Annotated in this window: 14 protein-coding genes and 2 tRNA genes; 12 read left to right on the forward strand and 4 right to left on the reverse strand. The window is 66.1% G+C overall.

Annotation, left to right across the window (positions count from 1 at the left end; translation table 11 throughout):
- Window positions 1-9 precede the first annotated feature (9 nt).
- Complete coding sequence (gene pepN / locus AWC07_RS19810) at window positions 10-2,613, reverse strand: aminopeptidase N (protein ID WP_085105201.1); 2,604 nt, start codon at window positions 2,611-2,613, stop codon at window positions 10-12.
- A 187-nt stretch (window positions 2,614-2,800) separates the two neighbouring features.
- Between pepN and AWC07_RS19815 the strand changes: the two genes are divergently transcribed.
- The 5 genes from AWC07_RS19815 to AWC07_RS19835 all read left to right on the forward strand — a co-directional run bounded on the left by AWC07_RS19815 (window position 2,801) and on the right by AWC07_RS19835 (window position 6,828).
- Window positions 2,801-4,531 carry a PE family protein gene (locus AWC07_RS19815; RefSeq protein WP_085105196.1) on the forward strand — a complete coding sequence of 577 codons (1,731 nt, stop codon included), beginning with the start codon at window positions 2,801-2,803 and terminating at the stop codon, window positions 4,529-4,531.
- A 94-nt stretch (window positions 4,532-4,625) separates the two neighbouring features.
- A complete protein-coding gene (locus AWC07_RS19820) occupies window positions 4,626-5,237 on the forward strand; it encodes an Rv2466c family mycothiol-dependent reductase (RefSeq protein WP_036412174.1) in 612 nt (203 codons plus the stop codon).
- 46 nt (window positions 5,238-5,283) lie between these two features.
- Entirely contained in the window at window positions 5,284-5,763 is a 480-nt protein-coding gene (locus tag AWC07_RS19825; RefSeq protein ID WP_036412177.1) for a ribose-5-phosphate isomerase, read from the forward strand.
- A 26-nt stretch (window positions 5,764-5,789) separates the two neighbouring features.
- Window positions 5,790-6,596, forward strand: a complete 807-nt coding sequence (locus AWC07_RS19830) for an Fpg/Nei family DNA glycosylase (RefSeq protein WP_036412171.1) — start codon at window positions 5,790-5,792, stop codon at window positions 6,594-6,596.
- Window positions 6,597-6,600: 4 nt separating this feature from the next.
- Window positions 6,601-6,828 carry an Mtp family mycobacterial-type pilin gene (locus AWC07_RS19835; protein ID WP_084293466.1) on the forward strand — a complete coding sequence of 76 codons (228 nt, stop codon included), beginning with the start codon at window positions 6,601-6,603 and terminating at the stop codon, window positions 6,826-6,828.
- A 69-nt stretch (window positions 6,829-6,897) separates the two neighbouring features.
- On the opposite strand, the gene AWC07_RS19840 is transcribed toward AWC07_RS19835, so the two are convergent.
- Complete coding sequence (locus AWC07_RS19840) at window positions 6,898-8,082, reverse strand: serine hydrolase domain-containing protein (RefSeq protein ID WP_036412169.1); 1,185 nt, start codon at window positions 8,080-8,082, stop codon at window positions 6,898-6,900.
- A 30-nt stretch (window positions 8,083-8,112) separates the two neighbouring features.
- Window positions 8,113-8,183 (reverse strand) — tRNA-Gly (locus AWC07_RS19845).
- A 146-nt stretch (window positions 8,184-8,329) separates the two neighbouring features.
- Between AWC07_RS19845 and AWC07_RS19850 the strand changes: the two genes are divergently transcribed.
- The 4 genes from AWC07_RS19850 to clpP2 all read left to right on the forward strand — a co-directional run bounded on the left by AWC07_RS19850 (window position 8,330) and on the right by clpP2 (window position 11,300).
- Window positions 8,330-8,406 (forward strand) — tRNA-Pro (locus tag AWC07_RS19850).
- 36 nt (window positions 8,407-8,442) lie between these two features.
- Entirely contained in the window at window positions 8,443-9,945 is a 1,503-nt protein-coding gene (tig, locus tag AWC07_RS19855) for a trigger factor (protein WP_084293465.1), read from the forward strand.
- Window positions 9,946-10,050: 105 nt separating this feature from the next.
- The gene (gene clpP1 / locus AWC07_RS19860; protein WP_139829797.1) at window positions 10,051-10,659 is read left to right on the forward strand and encodes an ATP-dependent CLP protease proteolytic subunit ClpP1; all 609 of its coding nucleotides are present in this window, start codon (window positions 10,051-10,053) and stop codon (window positions 10,657-10,659) included.
- Entirely contained in the window at window positions 10,656-11,300 is a 645-nt protein-coding gene (clpP2, locus tag AWC07_RS19865; protein WP_036412165.1) for an ATP-dependent CLP protease proteolytic subunit ClpP2, read from the forward strand. The genes clpP1 and clpP2 overlap by 4 nt, the downstream gene beginning before the upstream one ends.
- A gap of 1 nt (window position 11,301) precedes the next feature.
- Here clpP2 and mmuM read toward each other — a convergent pair whose 3' ends face one another.
- Window positions 11,302-12,186: a homocysteine S-methyltransferase gene (gene mmuM, locus AWC07_RS19870; protein WP_036412163.1), complete on the reverse strand. Its 885-nt coding sequence runs from the start codon at window positions 12,184-12,186 to the stop codon at window positions 11,302-11,304.
- Window positions 12,187-12,501: 315 nt separating this feature from the next.
- Here mmuM and clpX point away from each other — a divergent pair, with 315 nt between their 5' ends.
- The 3 genes from clpX to AWC07_RS19885 all read left to right on the forward strand — a co-directional run bounded on the left by clpX (window position 12,502) and on the right by AWC07_RS19885 (window position 17,261).
- Window positions 12,502-13,782: an ATP-dependent Clp protease ATP-binding subunit ClpX gene (clpX, locus tag AWC07_RS19875; RefSeq protein ID WP_036412161.1), complete on the forward strand. Its 1,281-nt coding sequence runs from the start codon at window positions 12,502-12,504 to the stop codon at window positions 13,780-13,782.
- Between the two features lie 357 nt (window positions 13,783-14,139).
- The gene (locus AWC07_RS19880) at window positions 14,140-16,101 is read left to right on the forward strand and encodes a 2-oxoacid:acceptor oxidoreductase subunit alpha (protein WP_036412158.1); all 1,962 of its coding nucleotides are present in this window, start codon (window positions 14,140-14,142) and stop codon (window positions 16,099-16,101) included.
- A 68-nt stretch (window positions 16,102-16,169) separates the two neighbouring features.
- The gene (locus AWC07_RS19885; protein WP_085105197.1) at window positions 16,170-17,261 is read left to right on the forward strand and encodes a 2-oxoacid:ferredoxin oxidoreductase subunit beta; all 1,092 of its coding nucleotides are present in this window, start codon (window positions 16,170-16,172) and stop codon (window positions 17,259-17,261) included.

Raw genomic sequence — 17,261 nt, forward strand, 5'->3', positions numbered from 1 at the left:
ACGCTCGCGCTATTCGGCCGCGTCGAATCGTCGGGCCCGCAGCGACCGTTTGACGCCGGCTTGGCCCTCCAGCACCAGCCGGCGCAACGGCGGCGGTAGCTCGGAGTCCGGGGCGGACAGGAAGTTGTCGGCGGCGGCGATGCCTTCCTCGCTAATATCGGAACCGGGATACAGCCCTATCACCACCGATTGCGCGACCTCGCTGGATCGCCGTGCCCACACTCCCGGGATCGCCTCGAAATAGCGTGCGGTGAACGGCTTGAGCAGCTCACCTTGCCCCGGCGCGGCGATGCCCGCGATGATCGCGCGGCTGGTGGCGTTGGCCAGGGTGTCGTCTTCGACCACTGTGGTGAAGGCGCTCTCCTTGACCTCGGATTGTGGCCGCGCCGCGCGGGCCTGGGCGGCGTACCGCTTGCCGGTGGCGGTCGGGTCGCGCTGTTCCTCGGCATCGATCCTCGGTGACTGCGGCCCGTCGGCGTCGATGGCGCCCGCGGTTGCCAGCGCGATCACGATTCGCCAGCGCAGGTCGGTGTCGACGTCCAAGCCCGCCAGTCCCAATTCGGCGGGGTCACCGTCGAGCAGCGCGGCCACGGTTTCGACGTGGCGGGGTGATAGCACCGACCCGCACAACGCGTTGACGAAGGCCAGCTGATGATCGGAGCCGGCCGCGGCGTCGCGGGCCAATTGCAGTAGCCGGTCGGCGAACTGCGGCCAACCATGCTCACGGGCCCAGCCTGGTTCGGCGTAGGAACCCAGCGCCGTCTGCGCCTGCATCAGCAACCGTTGCGCCACACCGACCTCGGTCTCGGCGTGCACGCCGCCTGACATCAGTGCTACGAAGTTGCGGGCGCGCAATTCGGCCTCGCGGGTCATCTCCCACGCCGCCGACCACACCAGGCTGCGCGGCAGCGGCTCGGCGATGTCGGCGATGCGCTGCAGCGCTGTCCGCAGCGACTCGGCGTCCAGCCGCAGCGAGCAGTAGGTCAGGTCGTCGTCGTTGACCAGAATCAGCTTTCCGCGCGGAACACCAACCAGCGCAGGCACTTCCGACTCCTGGCCGGCGACGTCAAGTTCCTCGCGGTGGACCCGGACCAGCTTGCCCGACCCGCTGGAGACATCGTCGTCGTAGATGCCCACTGCCAGCCGGTGGACCCGGGTCTCACCCGCGCCCGGCGCGGCCCCGCTCTGCGTCACCGCAAACCGGGTGAGCCTACCGTCCTCGTCGACGTCGAAGTCCGGCCGCAGCGTGTTGAGCCCGGTGGTCTTCAGCCACTGTTGACCCCAGGTCGACAGGTCGCGGCCGGACGCCTTTTCCAGCGCGGCAATCAGATCGTCGAACGTGGCGTTGCCGAACGCGTGGCTGCGGAAGTAGTCGCGCAGCCCGGCCAGGAAATGCTCCAGCCCGACGTAGGCGACCAGCTGTTTGAGCACCGACGCGCCCTTGGCGTAGGTGATGCCGTCGAAGTTCACCTCCACCGCGGCCAGGTCGGGAATGTCGGCGGCGATCGGGTGCGTCGACGGTAGTTGGTCCTGGCGGTAGGCCCATGACTTTTCGACGGTGGCGAACGTTGTCCAGGCCTGGGTGAACTCGGTCGCCTCGCTTTGGCACAGCACCGACGCGAAGGTGGCGAAGGACTCGTTGAGCCACAGGTCGTCCCACCACTTCATGGTGACCAGGTCGCCGAACCACATGTGTGCCATCTCGTGCAATACCGTCTCGGCGCGCCGCTCGTAGGCGGCGCGGGTGACCTTGCTGCGGAAAACGTAGTCTTCGAGGAAGGTCACCGCGCCGGCGTTTTCCATCGCACCGGCATTGAATTCGGGCACGAACAGCTGGTCGTATTTACCGAACGCGTAGGGCAGCCCAAAGTGCTTGTGGTAGAAGCCAAATCCCTGCTTGGTCTGGGTGAACAACCGCTCGGCGTCCATGTATTGCGCCAACGACGCCCGGCAGTAGAGCCCCAGCGGGATCTCGCCGTGCTCGTCGCGGTAGGTGTCATGCCAGGCGGCGTACGGTCCGGCGATCAGCGCCACCAGATAGGTGCTCATCGGCGGGGTGGTGGCAAAGGTGTGCACCCCGTTGTGCACCCCGTTGTCCACCCGGGTGGCAGCGGCGTTGGAGATCACCTTCCAGTGCTCGGGCGCGGTGACCCGCAGCTCGAACGTGGCCTTGAGGTCGGGCTGGTCGAAGCAGGCGAACATCCGCTTGGCGTCGGCGGTTTCGAATTGCGAGTACAGGTACGTCTCACCGTCGACGGGGTCGACGAAGCGGTGCAGACCTTCGCCGGTGTTGGAGTACCGGCAGTCGGCGTCGACAATGACGACGTTGCGGTTGGCCAGCCCTCGCAGCGGGATCCCGGTCGACTCGTCGTAGCCGGACACATCCAGTGCTGCGCCATTGAGGCTGGCGCTACGGACGGTCTCGGCGGCGATGTCGATCACCGTGTCGGCGCCGGCGAGCGCGTCGAATGCCACCGTGGTGGTGGACCGGAAGGTCTGTTCGCCGGGGCCGCCATGCCCGTCGGTCAGATCGAGGTTGATCTGGTAGCTGTCGACGGTAATCAGGGCGGCGCGTTCGATTGCCTGTTCGCGGGTGAGATTCGGAAGGGCCACGGGCTCCAACATATCGACAGCCGCGCAACACGGGGATCTCGGTCGCGGTTGCATCGTTGGCCAACGGCGTGCACCGAAGATTTGACCCGAACGCACCATCTCTCGGGTGCTGCCTCGGTAGCGTGCAATGCAGCAGTCCGAGATGTTGACCTGCACTAGTCATGTTGCGGCAACGGGAGGTTGGGCGATGTCATTTGTGATCGCGGCACCAGACACGATGGCGACGGCGGCGGAAGGGTTGGCGAATATCGGTTCGACGATCGCCGCAGCCAACGCCACGGCGGTCGCCCCGACGACCGGGTTGGTCGCCGCGGCGGCCGATGAGGTGTCGACGGGCATTGCCGCACTGTTCGACGCGCACGGACACGCATATCAAGCCCTCAGCGTCCAAGCGGCGGCGTTTCATGACCAGGTTGTGCGCGCCTTGACCGCGGGTGCGGGCTCGTATGCCAACGCCGAGGCGGTCAACGCCTCGCCGATGCAGGCGGCGTTGGGCGCGGTGAACGCGCCCGCCCAGGCGTTGTTGGGGCGCCCGCTGATCGGCAACGGCGCTAACGGCGCTCCCGGCCAGCCCGGTGGCCCCGGCGGCTTGTTGTACGGGAACGGCGGCAATGGTGGGGCTGGCGGGGCCGGCCAGTCGGGTGGGGCCGGCGGGGCGGCCGGGCTGATCGGCAACGGAGGCAACGGCGGCGCGGGCGGTCCAGGTCAGGCGGGGGGTGCCGGCGGAGCCGGTGGGGTGCTCGCTGGCAACGGCGGCAACGGCGGCGCTGGTGGCGCCGGCACCACCGTTACCGCCGGCGGGCTCGGCGGTAACGGTGGTGACGGCGGCAACGCCGGGCTGTGGGGTATGGGCGGCAACGGAGGTGTCGGCGGAGATGGTGGGGCCGGCGTCGCCGGTGTCAACCCCGGCCCCGCCGGTCCGCCGTACACGTACGCCGGCAACGGCAGCGCGGGTCTGGATAAGACCAATGCCAACGGCCTCGCCGGCGGCAACGCCAGTAGCGGTACTGCCGTCGGGGAGATCGGCGGTGTCGGCGGCCACGGCGGAGCCAGCTCCACCTCGTCGACGACTGTTACCAGCATCACAGGTGGTAACGGCGGCCTTGGTGGCGACGGTGGCCTCGGCGCGATGGGCGGCACCGGCGGCACCGGCGGCACCGCCACCGTCACGGGTGCGTCGTCAGCAACCGCTATTGGTGGTGACGGTGGCGACGGTGGTGCCGGCGGCGCTGGGGCGATGGGCGGCACCGGTGGCGCCGGTGGCACTGCCAATACCCAGCTGTCAACAAGCGGAAGGGCCAACGCGATCGGCGGTCAAGGCGGTGCGGGCGGGGAGGGCGGAACCGGCGCCGCCGGCGGCGCAGGTGGCGCCGGCGGCACCGCCGATGGGTCCGGGGCCTATGGAACCACCTTCAAGGGCGGCGACGGTGGGGTCGGAGGGCGGGGCGGCGACGGCATTGCTGGCGGCCTCGGCGGCAACGGCGGCACAGGGGGTGTCGGCGGCCGAGGTGGCTGGTTGATCGGAGACGGTGGTAGCGGAGGTGTCGGAGGTGCCGGTGGCGCCGGCGGCACCGGGTCTTTGGGCGGATTCGGCGGGGTCGGCGGCAACGGCGGCAGCGGCGGAACCAATGCCCAGTTGGCGTTTATGGGTGCTGGGGGAGTCGGCGGTGATGGCGGTACCGGTGGTGGCGGCGGTGACGGTGGCGACGGCGGCAATGGCGGCGCTGGCGGCGCCGGCGGACTGATCGGCCAATCCGGTGTCTCCGGCCTCGGTGGTGTCGGCGGTAGTGGCGGCACGGGCGGGTCCGGCGGTTTGGGCGGCCCCGGTGGAGTTGGACAGAGCGGGCCCGCCGCGGCTGGCCAGAACGGCGCAACCGGTGCGACGGGCGGCTCCGGCAATTCCGGTCAAGCCGGCTGATCGGGGCTGAGGCGATCGGGCTTGGGTGACACGGGAACAATCCTGCCGGTAACGCGGTTGCGTCTATCTGACCGTCAACGAGAGGAAGTTCGCGATGCCCGAGAGGTCTGTTGCCGATTTCTGGTTCGACCCGCTGTGCCCGTGGGCGTGGATCACGTCGCGCTGGATTCTCGAGGTGGAAACAGTCCGGGATATCGAGGTGAACTTCCACGTCATGAGCCTGGCGATACTCAACGAAAGCCGCGAAGACCTGCCCGAGCAGTATCGCGAAGGTCTGGCGAAGGCCTGGGGACCGGTGCGGGTGGCGATCGCCGCCGAGCAGGCTCACGGCGCCGCCGTGTTGGCCCCGCTGTACACCGCGATGGGCACCCGGATTCACAACGAGGGCAACAAGGACCTCGAGGACGTCATCACCCAATCGTTGGCGGAGGTCGGTCTGCCGGCCGAACTGGCCGCAGCCGCTACCACCGATGCCTACGACGACGCCCTGCGTAAGAGCCACCACGCCGGGATGGACGCCGTGGGTGACGACGTGGGCACGCCGACCATTCACGTCAACGGGGTGGCGTTCTTCGGGCCGGTGCTATCGAAGATTCCGCGCGGCGAGCAGGCCGGCAAGCTCTGGGACGCGTCTTTGACATTCGCCGCCTACCCGCATTTCTTCGAGCTCAAGAGGACTCGCACCGAGCGCCCCGAATTCGATTAGGCCGGGCGACGACGACCCGCGGCGGGTGTCGGGCACAATGGCGGGCATGCGCGTCTACCTCGGGTCTGACCACGCCGGATTCGAACTCAAGCAGCACATTATCGAGCACCTCAAGATGTCGGGACACGAACCGGTCGACTGCGGCGCCTTCACCTACGACGCCGAGGACGACTATCCGGCGTTCTGCATCGCCGCCGCGGAACGGACGGTGGCCAATCCGGGCAGCCTGGGCATTGTGCTCGGGGGATCCGGCAATGGTGAGCAAATTGCGGCCAACAAGGTCCCCGGCGCGCGCTGCGCGCTGGCCTGGAGTGTGGAGACGGCGTCGCTGGCCCGGGAACACAACAACGCTCAGCTGATCGGCATCGGCGGCCGCATGCACACCGTCGCCGAGGCGCTGGCGATCGTCGACGCCTTTGTGTCCGCGCAGTGGTCTAAGGGCGAACGCCATCAGCGCCGAATCGACATTCTCACCGAATACGAACGCTCCCACCAAGCGCCGCCGGTGCCCGGCGCGGTGGCCTGAGAGCCTGAGGCCAGAAAAGGACTGCCGTGCCCGAGGGGCATACGTTGCACCGGTTGGCCCGGCTGCATCAGCGCCGTTTCGCCGGTGCGCCGGTGGCGGTATCCAGCCCCCAGGGCCGCTTCGCCGATTCGGCGACCGCGGTGGACGGCCGGGTGCTGCGGCGAACCAGCGTCTGGGGCAAACACCTGTTCCATCACTACCAGGGCGGCGGGATCGTCCATGTCCATCTCGGGCTCTACGGCACGTTCACCGAATGGGAACGTCCAGCGGCCGATCGTCTTCCCGAACCGGTGGGACAGGTGCGGATGCGCATGGTCGGCGCCGAATACGGCACCGACCTACGCGGCCCGACGGTATGCGAGGTGATCGACGAGAGCCAAGTCGCCGACGTGGTTGCCCGGCTAGGGCCCGACCCGTTGCGTCCGGACGCTGACCCGTCGTGGGCTTGGGCGCGAATCATGAAGTCCCGCAGGCCTATTGGTGCGCTCCTGATGGACCAGACGGTGATTGCGGGGGTGGGCAACGTCTTCCGCAGTGAGCTGTTGTTCCGCCACCGCATCGACCCCTACCGGACCGGTCAGCGGATCACCGAGGCAGAGTTCGACGCGGCCTGGACCGACCTGGTGGCGTTGATGAAGGTGGGCCTGCGGCGCGGCAAGATCGTTGCCGTCCGCGCCGAGCACGATCACGGCGCCCCGTCGTACCGGCCCGGCCGGCCGCGCACCTACGTCTATCGGCGCGCGGGCGAGCCATGTCGACTCTGCGGGACGACGGTGCTTACGGCCGAGTTGGAAGGCCGCAACGTGTTCTGGTGCCCGGTCTGCCAACGGTGACAAAGTGCGCAGCCCATCGCCCATCCCGCAGTGGTGGTGCCCGGGCGACTTCTGGGATCCCGGCTGGGGCAACAACTGGGACTGGAACAACTACCACGACAACTGGCGTGGACCGGGACCCTACCCGAATGGCGGGCCCGGCTGGGGGCCCGGCCCGGGCGGAGCCGGCGGACCCGGGCCTGGTCCGGCAGGGCCTGCCGGACCAGGCGGCGGGGCCGGGGGCGGACGGTAAGCCCTTCGGTCAAACCGCATGCTGCCGAACGGCTTTCGCGGCCTATGGTCGGCAAATTGCGAGGCCGGGTTAGTCCGGCGTGACACCGAGCGTCGAGTAGACCTCGTTGCTCAGGGCGACGCTGCGAGGGTCGGCGTTGGCCTTACTGGCGTCGTAGCGGTTCATCACGTACGCGTAGCCGATCCCGTGTTCCAGATCGACAAACCCGAATGAACCGCCCAGGCCGCCGTGGCCGAATGTTCGCGGATTAGGGCCGTTGACGGCACGCTGGTTGAGCATGTAGCCCAACCCCCAGCCGTGATCGGCCACCCGGGGACCGAGCACCAGATCGGTGTCGAAGCCGCCTTGCGGCGCTCGGACCAGGTCCATGTGTTCACGGCTGAGCAGCTTCTCTTGGGCGAGCGCGTTGTAGAACGTCGCCAAGCCCAGTGCCGAGACCAGGCCGTTGGTGCCGGGGAACTCCAGCTCACGCCAGAGTTGCATGTCGTTGTTGCCGACTTCATCGGCGGGGGCGAATCCCATCGAGACCGATAGCGCGGCTTTGGGGTGTTCGTCCAGGCTGGCCGGACAGCTGGGGGCTTGCACGTCGGCGAGCATCCCGCGGACCTTCGGCTCGTTCACCATGTCGGCACAGCGATGCTGTTCGTACCGGGGCAGGCCGATGTGGATGTCGGCGCCGATCGGTTCGGCGATCTCGGTGCGCAAATAGTGGCCGATCGTGCGACCGGTGATCCGGCGGAACACTTCGCCGAGGATGAAACCGAACGTGGTCATGTGGTAGCCCTGAGCAGTACCCGGCTGCCACCATGGTTCCGCCGCCGCCAGTTGCTCGCAGACAAAATCCCAGTCGGTGACTTGCTCCCAGCTCAGTCGCTTGTTCGGTCCGATCACGCCGGATCGGTGGCTCAGCACCATGGCCACGGTCACGGCTTCCTTGCCCTTTTGCCCGAACTCGGGCCAATAGCGGGCCACCGGTGCCTGCAGGTCCAGCTCACCGCGGTCGGCGAGTTGGTGGATGCAGGTGGCCGCCAGGCCCTTGGTGCCGGACAGCACGTTGGTCAGGGTGTCTTGTCGCCAGGGCCGGGTACCGGCAGCGTCCGCCGAACCGCCCCAGAGGTTGACGACGAGATCGCCGTCCACCCACACGGCGACGGCCGCGCCGACTTCGTGACCCGACCTGAAGTTGCGCTCGAACGCGTCACGTACTTTGGCGAAGTCGGGCGCGCATGTGCCTTTGACCTCGGCATTACACATGGCGCATTCCCCCCGGGGCGGCGAAGTCTGAGCGGGCGACGGGAATCGAACCCGCGTCGCTAGTTTGGAAGACTAGGGCTCTACCATTGAGCTACGCCCGCATGCATTAAGTCGAGCGAAACTCTACGTGGTGGCCGAGATCAAATCTAATCGACGCAGTGATGTGACGCGCGCCGCGGATGCCGTCAGGTCCTCGGAGGTCGCTGCGGGCCCGGTGTCGCCGGGCCGTAGGATCGCGAGGTCAGCGCGGGGTGTAGCGCAGCTTGGTAGCGCATCCGCTTTGGGAGCGGAAGGCCGCAGGTTCAAATCCTGTCACCCCGACCAGCCGACCGTCCGGAACAACCATCGAGGAGCACATTCGTGAAGAGCAGCGTCGAGCATTTGAGCCCTACTCGGGTTCGTATCAATGTGGAGGTGCCCTTCGAAGAGCTCGAGCCTGATTTCCAGCGGGCCTACAAGGAGCTGGCCAAACAGGTTCGGCTGCCTGGGTTCCGGCCGGGCAAGGCGCCGATCCGGCTCCTCGAGGCGCGCTTCGGTCGAGAGGCGATGCTCGATCAGATCGTCAACGATGCCCTGCCCAGCCGGTATGGACAGGCGCTGGCCGAGTCGGAGATCCAGCCACTGGGCAGACCCGACATCGAGGTCACCCGAAAGGAGTACGGCCAGGATCTGGCTTTCACCGCGGAGGTCGACGTCCGCCCCAAGATCACGCTGCCCGACCTGGGCCAGTTGTCGGTCTCAGTGGAGTCCATCGAGGTCAGCGACGACGACGTCGAAGCTGAGCTGCAGTCGCTGCGCGCCCGCTTCGGCACGCTAAACCCGGTCGAGCGGCCGGTGGCGGTCGGCGACTTTGTCACGATCGACCTGTCGGCAACCGTCGATGGGGAGGAGGTGCCCAACGCCGCCGCTGAGGGACTGTCACACGAGGTCGGCTCCGGTCGCCTGATCGCAGGGCTCGACGACGCGATCGTCGGCCTGTCCGTCGACGAGTCTCGGGTTTTCACCGCCAAGTTGGCAGCCGGCGAACACGCCGGACGCGACGCGGAGGTCACCGTCACTGTCAAGTCCGTCAAGGAGCGCGAGCTACCCGAGCCCGACGACGAGTTCGCCCAGTTGGCTAGCGAGTTCGACACCATCGAGGAACTGCGAGCCAACCTGCGTGAGCAGGTGCTGCAGGCAAAGCGCGCCCAGCAGGCGGAGCAGATCCGCAACGCCACCATCGACACCTTGCTCGAGCAGGTCGACGTGCCGGTGCCGGAGTCCTATGTCCAGGCGCAGTACGACAGCGTCATCCACAGCGCACTCAGCGGCATCGACCACGACGAGGCCAGGTTCAACGAGCTGCTCGCCGAGCAAGGCTCGTCGCGTCAGGCGTTCGACGCCGAGGCCCGCAGCGCCTCGGAGAAGGACGTCAAGAGGCAGCTGCTGTTGGACGCCCTCGCCGATGAGCTGAAAGTCCAAGTGGGTCAGGAGGACCTCACCGAACGACTGCTGACGACGTCGCGGCAGTATGGCGTCGAGCCGCAACAACTGTTCGCCTACCTTCAGGAGAACAACCAGCTGCCGTCGATGTTCGCCGACGTTCGGCGCGAGGTGGCGGTACGGGCTGTCGCCCGGGCCGCAACGGTCACCGATAGCGACGGCAACACGATCGACACCGGAGAGTTGTTCGGCACGAGCCGCGAGGCTTCGGAAGAGCCCGACGCCGGTGCCCAAGACACAGCTGCGGGCGACGAAGACTCCGGCGCCCCAGACGAAGACTCCGGCGCCCCGGCTGAGACCGCCGACGCCCCGGCCGAGACCGCCGACGCCCCGGCCGAGACCGCCGCGACCGATCCGCCCGGCAAAGAACACAGCGCGTGACGCTGTGAGCGAACGCGCCCATTTCAACGGGTGCGGGAGCGCCACACAGCCAGTGCGGTTGGTTAGGGTCGGTTCTACGGAACTCAAGAAAGCAGGTGTCCCACTGTGAGCCAAGTGACTGACATGCGTTCGAACTCGCAGGGCCTTACCCTGACGGACTCGGTCTATGAGCGCTTGCTCTCCGAGCGCATCATCTTCCTGGGTTCAGAGGTGAACGACGACGTGGCCAACCGGCTGTGCGCGCAGATTCTGCTGCTCGCGGCCGAGGACCCCACCAAGGACATCTCGCTGTACATCAACTCACCGGGCGGATCGATCAGCGCCGGCATGGCGATCTACGACACCATGACCTTGGCACCCTGCGACATCGCCACCTACGCGATGGGCATGGCCGCCTCCATGGGCGAGTTCCTGCTGGCCGCGGGCACCAAAGGCAAGCGTTACGCGCTGCCGCATGCCCGCATCCTCATGCACCAGCCGCTGGGCGGGGTGACCGGCAGTGCGGCCGACATCGCAATTCAGGCCGAGCAGTTCGCGGTCATCAAGAAGGAGATGTTCCGGCTCAACGCCGAATTCACCGGCCAGCCGATCGAGCGCATCGAGGCGGACTCGGATCGCGATCGCTGGTTCACCGCCGAGGAAGCCCTGGAATACGGTTTCGTCGACCACATCATCACCCGCGCCGCAAGCGTCACCAATGGAGAAATGCAGTGAATGCCCAAAACCCTCAGATCCAGCCTCAGGCGCGGTACATCCTGCCGTCGTTCATCGAGCACTCCAGCTTCGGCGTCAAGGAGTCCAACCCCTACAACAAGCTGTTCGAGGAACGCATCATCTTCCTCGGTGTCCAGGTCGACGACGCATCGGCCAACGACATCATGGCGCAGCTGCTCGTGCTCGAGTCGCTGGACCCCGACCGCGATATCACCATGTACATCAACTCGCCCGGCGGCGGGTTCACCTCTCTAATGGCGATCTACGACACCATGCAGTACGTGCGGGCCGACATCCAGACGGTGTGCCTCGGTCAGGCCGCCTCGGCCGCGGCGGTGCTGTTGGCTGCCGGGACGCCGGGTAAGCGGATGGCGCTGCCCAACGCGCGGGTGCTGATCCACCAGCCGTCGTTGTCGGGGGTGATCCAGGGTCAATTCTCCGATCTGGAGATCCAGGCCGCCGAGATCGAGCGGATGCGCACGCTGATGGAGACCACGCTGGCGCGCCACACCGGCAAGGACGCCGCGGTGATCCGCAAGGACACCGACCGAGACAAGATCCTGACCGCCGAAGAGGCCAAAGACTACGGCATCATCGACACCGTTCTGGAATACCGGAAGCTGTCCGCGCAGAAGGCTTGAACTAGGCCTCAACGGCCAGTACCCGCCGGATCTCGGCAATGTCGGCTGGCCCCACCCGGCAGCATCCGCCGACGATGCGCGCTCCCGCGGCAACCCACTGCGTGGCGAGTTCAGCAGAAAACCGCCGCGGGCCTACCCAGGCACAGCGCCGGCTGTCCCAATGCTCGCCGCTGTTGGGGTAGACGATCACCGGCTTGCCCACGTCGGCGCAGGCGATTGCCGCCAACACGTCGTCGGGAGCGCAGCAATTGACGCCCACCGCGACGATCTCCGGAACTCCCGCGGCCACCGCGAACGCGCCGGACAGCGGTTGCCCGGCTCGGGTTCGGGTCCCGTCGATCGTGTAGCTGAGCCAGGCCGGCACGCCCACCTGGCGCACCAGGTTGACGAGTGCTTCGGCCTCGTCGACATCGGGGATGGTTTCCAGTGCCAGCACGTCTGCGCCGGCGGCCGCCAACACCTCCAGCCGCGGGCGATGCCACCGGGTTAGCGCCCTGACGCTGAGTCCGTAGCGGCCGCGATATTCCGACCCATCGGCGAGCGCGGCACCGTAGGGTCCGACGGAGGCGGCCACCCGAAGGCCGGCCGCGCCGACCTCGTCCCGGGCGCTCGCGGCGAGTTCAACACTGCGGCGCAGCAACGCGACCGCGTCGTCTCGGCCGATCCCGTGCGCGGCGAATCCCTCGAACGACGCCTGGTAACTGGCCGTCGTGGCGATCGTGGCACCGGCGCGAAAGTACGCCGCATGCACCGCGGTGATCTCCTGCGGCGCTTCGGTCAGCAGCCGCGCCGACCACAACGGGTCGGCAAGGTCATGACCGCGGGCCTCGAGCTCGGTGGCCAGGCCGCCGTCGCTGATCACCACGGAATCAGCAGCCAACCGCACAACGTCACTGTAGGGGTCACTGTAGGGTGGTCGCTTGGGGTGTGGGCCGCCACCGGGTCCGCCAGTTGATCCAGTTGATGAGCATCGGTTGCATAACGACCGCGACACGCCAGAGACACCGATCGCGCGTCTCGACGAGTGCCGGGCGCCGCCGGGCGATATGTTTCATTCCGACACGAGGCTATGAATACCCAGGAATATCAAAGACGCTATTCGGCGCCAACAGTCGCGGTGGGCCACAGCAAGCGGGTAGCGTCGGGGAGTACACGCGGCACGGTAAGTCGAACGGCGAACAGGAAGTAGGCCCTCACCATCATGGCGCGCATAGGAGACGGCGGTGACCTGCTGAAGTGCTCGTTCTGCGGGAAGAGTCAAAAACAGGTCAAGAAGCTCATCGCCGGTCCCGGAGTGTACATCTGCGATGAGTGCATCGACCTTTGCAACGAGATCATCGAAGAGGAACTCGCCGACGCCGACGATGTGAAACTCGATGAGCTGCCCAAGCCGGTTGAAATCCGGGAATTCCTCGAGGGCTACGTCATCGGACAGGACACCGCCAAACGGACCCTGGCCGTCGCGGTCTACAACCACTACAAACGTATCCAGGCCGGCGAGAAGAGCCGCGACTCCCGGCACGAGCCGGTCGAGCTGACCAAATCCAACATCTTGATGCTCGGGCCTACCGGTTGCGGTAAGACCTACCTGGCCCAGACGCTGGCCAAGATGCTCAATGTGCCGTTCGCCATCGCTGACGCCACGGCGCTCACCGAGGCCGGTTATGTCGGTGAAGACGTCGAGAACATTCTGCTGAAACTGATTCAGGCAGCCGACTACGACGTCAAGCGCGCCGAGACGGGCATCATCTACATTGACGAGGTCGACAAGATCGCCCGCAAGAGCGAGAACCCGTCGATTACCCGCGACGTCTCGGGAGAAGGCGTTCAGCAGGCCCTGCTGAAGATTCTCGAGGGCACCCAGGCATCGGTTCCCCCGCAGGGCGGCCGCAAGCACCCGCACCAAGAGTTCATCCAGATCGACACCACCAACGTGCTTTTCATCGTGGCGGGCGCGTTCGCCGGGCTGGAGAAGATCATCTACGAGCGGGTGGGCAAGCGCGGCTTGGGCTTTGGCGCCGAAGTCCGCTCCAAGGCCGAGATCGACACCACCGACCACTTTGCCGACGTGATGCCCGAGGACCTGATCAAGTTCGGCTTGATCCCCGAATTCATCGGCCGCCTGCCTGTGGTTGCCTCGGTCACCAACCTGGACAAGGAGTCGTTGGTCAAGATCTTGTCCGAGCCGAAGAACGCTCTGGTCAAGCAGTACACCCGGCTCTTCGAGATGGACGGTGTGGAGCTGGAGTTCACCGACGACGCGCTGGAGGCGATCGCCGACCAAGCGATCCACCGCGGCACCGGCGCCCGCGGCTTGCGGGCGATTATGGAAGAAGTTCTGTTGCCGGTGATGTATGACATCCCCAGCCGCGACGACGTCGCCAAAGTGGTGGTCACCAAGGAGACCGTGCAGGACAACGTGCTGCCGACCATCGTGCCGCGCAAGCCGTCCCGTTCCGAGCGTCGCGACAAGAGCGCCTAGCCTCGCGAAGATACGGGCCCGTCGCGACCAGGCTCGGTACCCGCGTCGGTTAGCATCGACACGATCGAGCGGTCTTAGACGTCTTAGACGCGGTGGGTGAGAAAGTGACCAAGACCACAGTTTGGGCTGCCATCGCAACGGTCCCCGTCCTGACATCGGCTTTTAGCGAATCGACCGCCCTCTGCCAAGGTTCCGTGCCAGCCAAGCGCGCAGGAACAAGTGTCATACTTGATACCGCCAGTGACACCAAAACGTGAGGTGGGGGAGCCATTCCGACGGCGTAACCTGAAATCGCACCGGAGTGCTTCTCCTGATTAGGGTCTGACTACATCCTGATCACAGAAGGAAGGCGGAGACGTGGATCCGAACGGCAGCGGAGCCGAGTCAGAGTCTCATGCCGTGGCGTCGCATGCCCGGCACGAGCGGCGGCGCCTGGAACATGTCGTCATCCGTTTCGCCGGGGACTCCGGCGACGGGATGCAGCTGACCGGCGACAGGTTCACTTCAGAAGCGGCCATCTTCGGCAACGACCTGGCCACCCAGCCGAACTATCCCGCCGAGATCCGGGCTCCGGCGGGCACCTTGCCCGGGGTGTCGTCCTTTCAGATACAGATTGCTGACTACGACATCCTGACTGCCGGTGACCGGCCGGACGTGCTGGTCGCGATGAACCCGGCAGCGCTGAAGGCCAATATCGGTGACCTGCCGCGCGGGGGCATGGTGATCGCCAATTCGGACGAGTTCACCAAGCGCAACTTGATGAAGGTCGGCTATGTCACCAATCCGCTGGAATCCGACGAATTGGACGAGTACGTCGTGCATTCCGTCCCGATGACCACGTTGACCCTGGCGGCAGTGGAAACCGTCGGTGCGTCGAAGAAAGACGGCCAGCGCGCCAAGAACATGTTCGCTTTGGGGTTGTTGTCGTGGATGTACGGGCGGCCGATTCGGAGCAGTGAAAACTTCATCAGAGAGAAGTTTGCGCGCAAGCCCGGGATCGCCGAGATCAATGTGCTGGCCCTCAAGGCGGGGTGGAACTACGGCGAGACCACCGAGGCGTTCGGCACCACGTACGAGGTTCCTGCGGCGGCTTTGCCGCCCGGTGAATACCGGCAAATCTCGGGCAACACCGCTATGGCGTACGGGATCGTTGCAGCGGGTCAGCTCGCCAATGCTCCGGTGGTGCTGGGCAGCTATCCGATTACGCCGGCGTCCGACATCCTGCACGAGCTGTCAAAACACAAGAACTTCAATGTCGTCACCTTCCAGGCCGAAGACGAGATCGGGGGTGTCTGCGCGGCCCTGGGCGCGGCCTACGGCGGTGCGATTGGTGTCACCAGCACGTCCGGGCCGGGTATTTCGCTGAAGTCCGAGGCACTAGGCCTTGGCGTGATGACCGAACTGCCGTTGATCGTCATCGATGTGCAGCGAGGTGGACCGTCGACTGGCCTGCCCACCAAAACCGAGCAGGCTGACCTGCTGCAGGCGTTGTATGGCCGCAACGGTGAGTCACCGGTTGCGGTGCTGGCGCCGCGGTCGCCGGCCGACTGCTTCGAGGTCGCCGTCGAGGCGGTGCGGATTGCCCTTGCCTACCAGACCCCGGTGATCGTCTTGTCCGATGGGGCCATCGCCAACGGCTCGGAACCGTGGCGAATTCCCGATATCACGACCTTTGAACCCATCGCGCACAAGTTCGCCAAACCGGACGAGCCTTTCCAGCCGTACAACCGCGACCCCGAGACTCTCGCCCGTCAGTTCGCCGTGCCCGGCACTCCCGGTCTGGAGCACCGCATCGGCGGGCTGGAAGCTGCCAATGGCTCCGGTGCCATCTCCTACGAGCCGATGAATCACGACCTGATGGTTCGAATTCGCCAAGCCAAGATTGACGGAATCCGAGTTCCCGACCTCGAGGTCGACGACCCGACGGGGGACGCTGAGCTGTTGTTGATCGGCTGGGGCAGCTCTTACGGGCCGATCGGCGAGGCATGCCGACAGGCGCGGCGCAGGGGGGTCAAGGTCGCGCATGCCCACTTGCGGTACCTCAGCCCATTTCCGGCGAACCTGGGTGACGTGCTGCGACGTTACCCGCAGGTAGTGGCGCCCGAGATGAATCTGGGCCAGCTGGCGTTGGTGCTACGCGGAAAGTATCTGGTCGACATTCAATCGGTAACCAAAGTTCAAGGGTTGTCGTTCTTGGCCGACGAAATTGGCCGAGTTATCCGCGCCGCATTGGGCGGGACACTGGCCGAGATTGAGCAAGACAAGACGATGGTCGCCAAATTGGGGGCGGCCCCCATTGGGGCGGGAGCTGTCGAATGACCGGCGCCGCGACCCGGTGGGGCACCGCCCGCCAGCGGGGGACCAGGCAATGAGGAGGAGCGACGTTCATGACTAGCGTGACCGGCGATCTGGCGGGCACAGACCTCGGGCTAACGCCAAGTTTGACCAAGAACTCGCGGGTGCCCACGACGGATCAACCGCAGAAGGCCAAGGATTACACCAGTGACCAGGAGGTCCGCTGGTGCCCAGGGTGCGGGGACTACGTCATCCTCAACACCATTCGCAACTTTCTGCCCGAACTCGGATTACGCCGCGAGAACATCGTGTTCATCAGCGGTATCGGATGCTCCAGCCGCTTCCCGTACTACCTGGAGACCTACGGATTCCACTCGATCCACGGCCGCGCGCCGGCGATCGCGACTGGGCTGGCGCTGGCCCGCGAGGACCTGTCGGTGTGGGTGGTCACCGGCGACGGCGATGCGTTGTCGATCGGTGGTAACCACCTGATCCATGCAATGCGCCGCAACGTCAACATCACGGTTCTGCTGTTCAACAACCGGATCTACGGCCTGACCAAGGGTCAATACTCACCGACGTCGGAGGTCGGCAAGATCACCAAGTCGACCCCGATGGGTTCGCTGGATACTCCGTTCAACCCGGTCTCGCTGGCCTTGGGTGCCGAGGCGACGTTCGTCGGCCGCGCTTTGGATTCCGACCGCGCCGGGCTTTCCGAGGTGCTACGCGCTGCTGCCCAGCACCGCGGTGCCGCGCTGGTCGAAATCCTGCAGGACTGCCCGATATTCAACGACGGCTCCTTCGACGCGCTGCGCAAGGAGGGGGCGGAGGAGCGGGTCATCAACGTCCGCCACGGTGAACCGATCGTGTTCGGCGCCAACGGTGAATACTGCGTCGTGAGGTCTGGCTTCAGCCTCGATGTGGCCAAGACCGCCGACGTGGCTGTCGATGAGATCGTGGTGCACGACGCGCACGCCGACGACGCGGCGTACGCATTCGCGTTGTCTCGGCTGTCCGATCAAAACCTTGAGCACACCGTGCTCGGAATCTTCCGTCACATCAGCAGGCCCACCTACGATGACGCGGCACGTTCTCAGGTCAGCGCCGCCCAGAGTGCGGTTCCGTCCGACACCACCGCGCTGCAGGCGCTACTCCGCGGGCGCGACACCTGGACTGTCGGCTGA

The sequence above is a fragment of the Mycobacterium gastri genome, assembly GCF_002102175.1.
Classification (GTDB): Bacteria; Actinomycetota; Actinomycetes; order Mycobacteriales; family Mycobacteriaceae; genus Mycobacterium; species Mycobacterium gastri.

Excerpts from the sequence above, each read along its gene's own strand:
- AWC07_RS19825 (WP_036412177.1), top strand. The coding sequence starts at position 5,284 with ATGCGCGTCTACCTCGGGTCTGACCACGCCGGATTCGAACTCAAGCAG.
- AWC07_RS19815 (WP_085105196.1), top strand. The coding sequence starts at position 2,801 with ATGTCATTTGTGATCGCGGCACCAGACACGATGGCGACGGCGGCGGAA.
- clpX (WP_036412161.1), top strand. The coding sequence starts at position 12,502 with ATGGCGCGCATAGGAGACGGCGGTGACCTGCTGAAGTGCTCGTTCTGC.
- AWC07_RS19885 (WP_085105197.1), top strand. The coding sequence starts at position 16,170 with ATGACTAGCGTGACCGGCGATCTGGCGGGCACAGACCTCGGGCTAACG.
- AWC07_RS19820 (WP_036412174.1), top strand. The coding sequence starts at position 4,626 with ATGCCCGAGAGGTCTGTTGCCGATTTCTGGTTCGACCCGCTGTGCCCG.
- AWC07_RS19840 (WP_036412169.1), bottom strand. The coding sequence starts at position 8,082 with ATGTGTAATGCCGAGGTCAAAGGCACATGCGCGCCCGACTTCGCCAAA.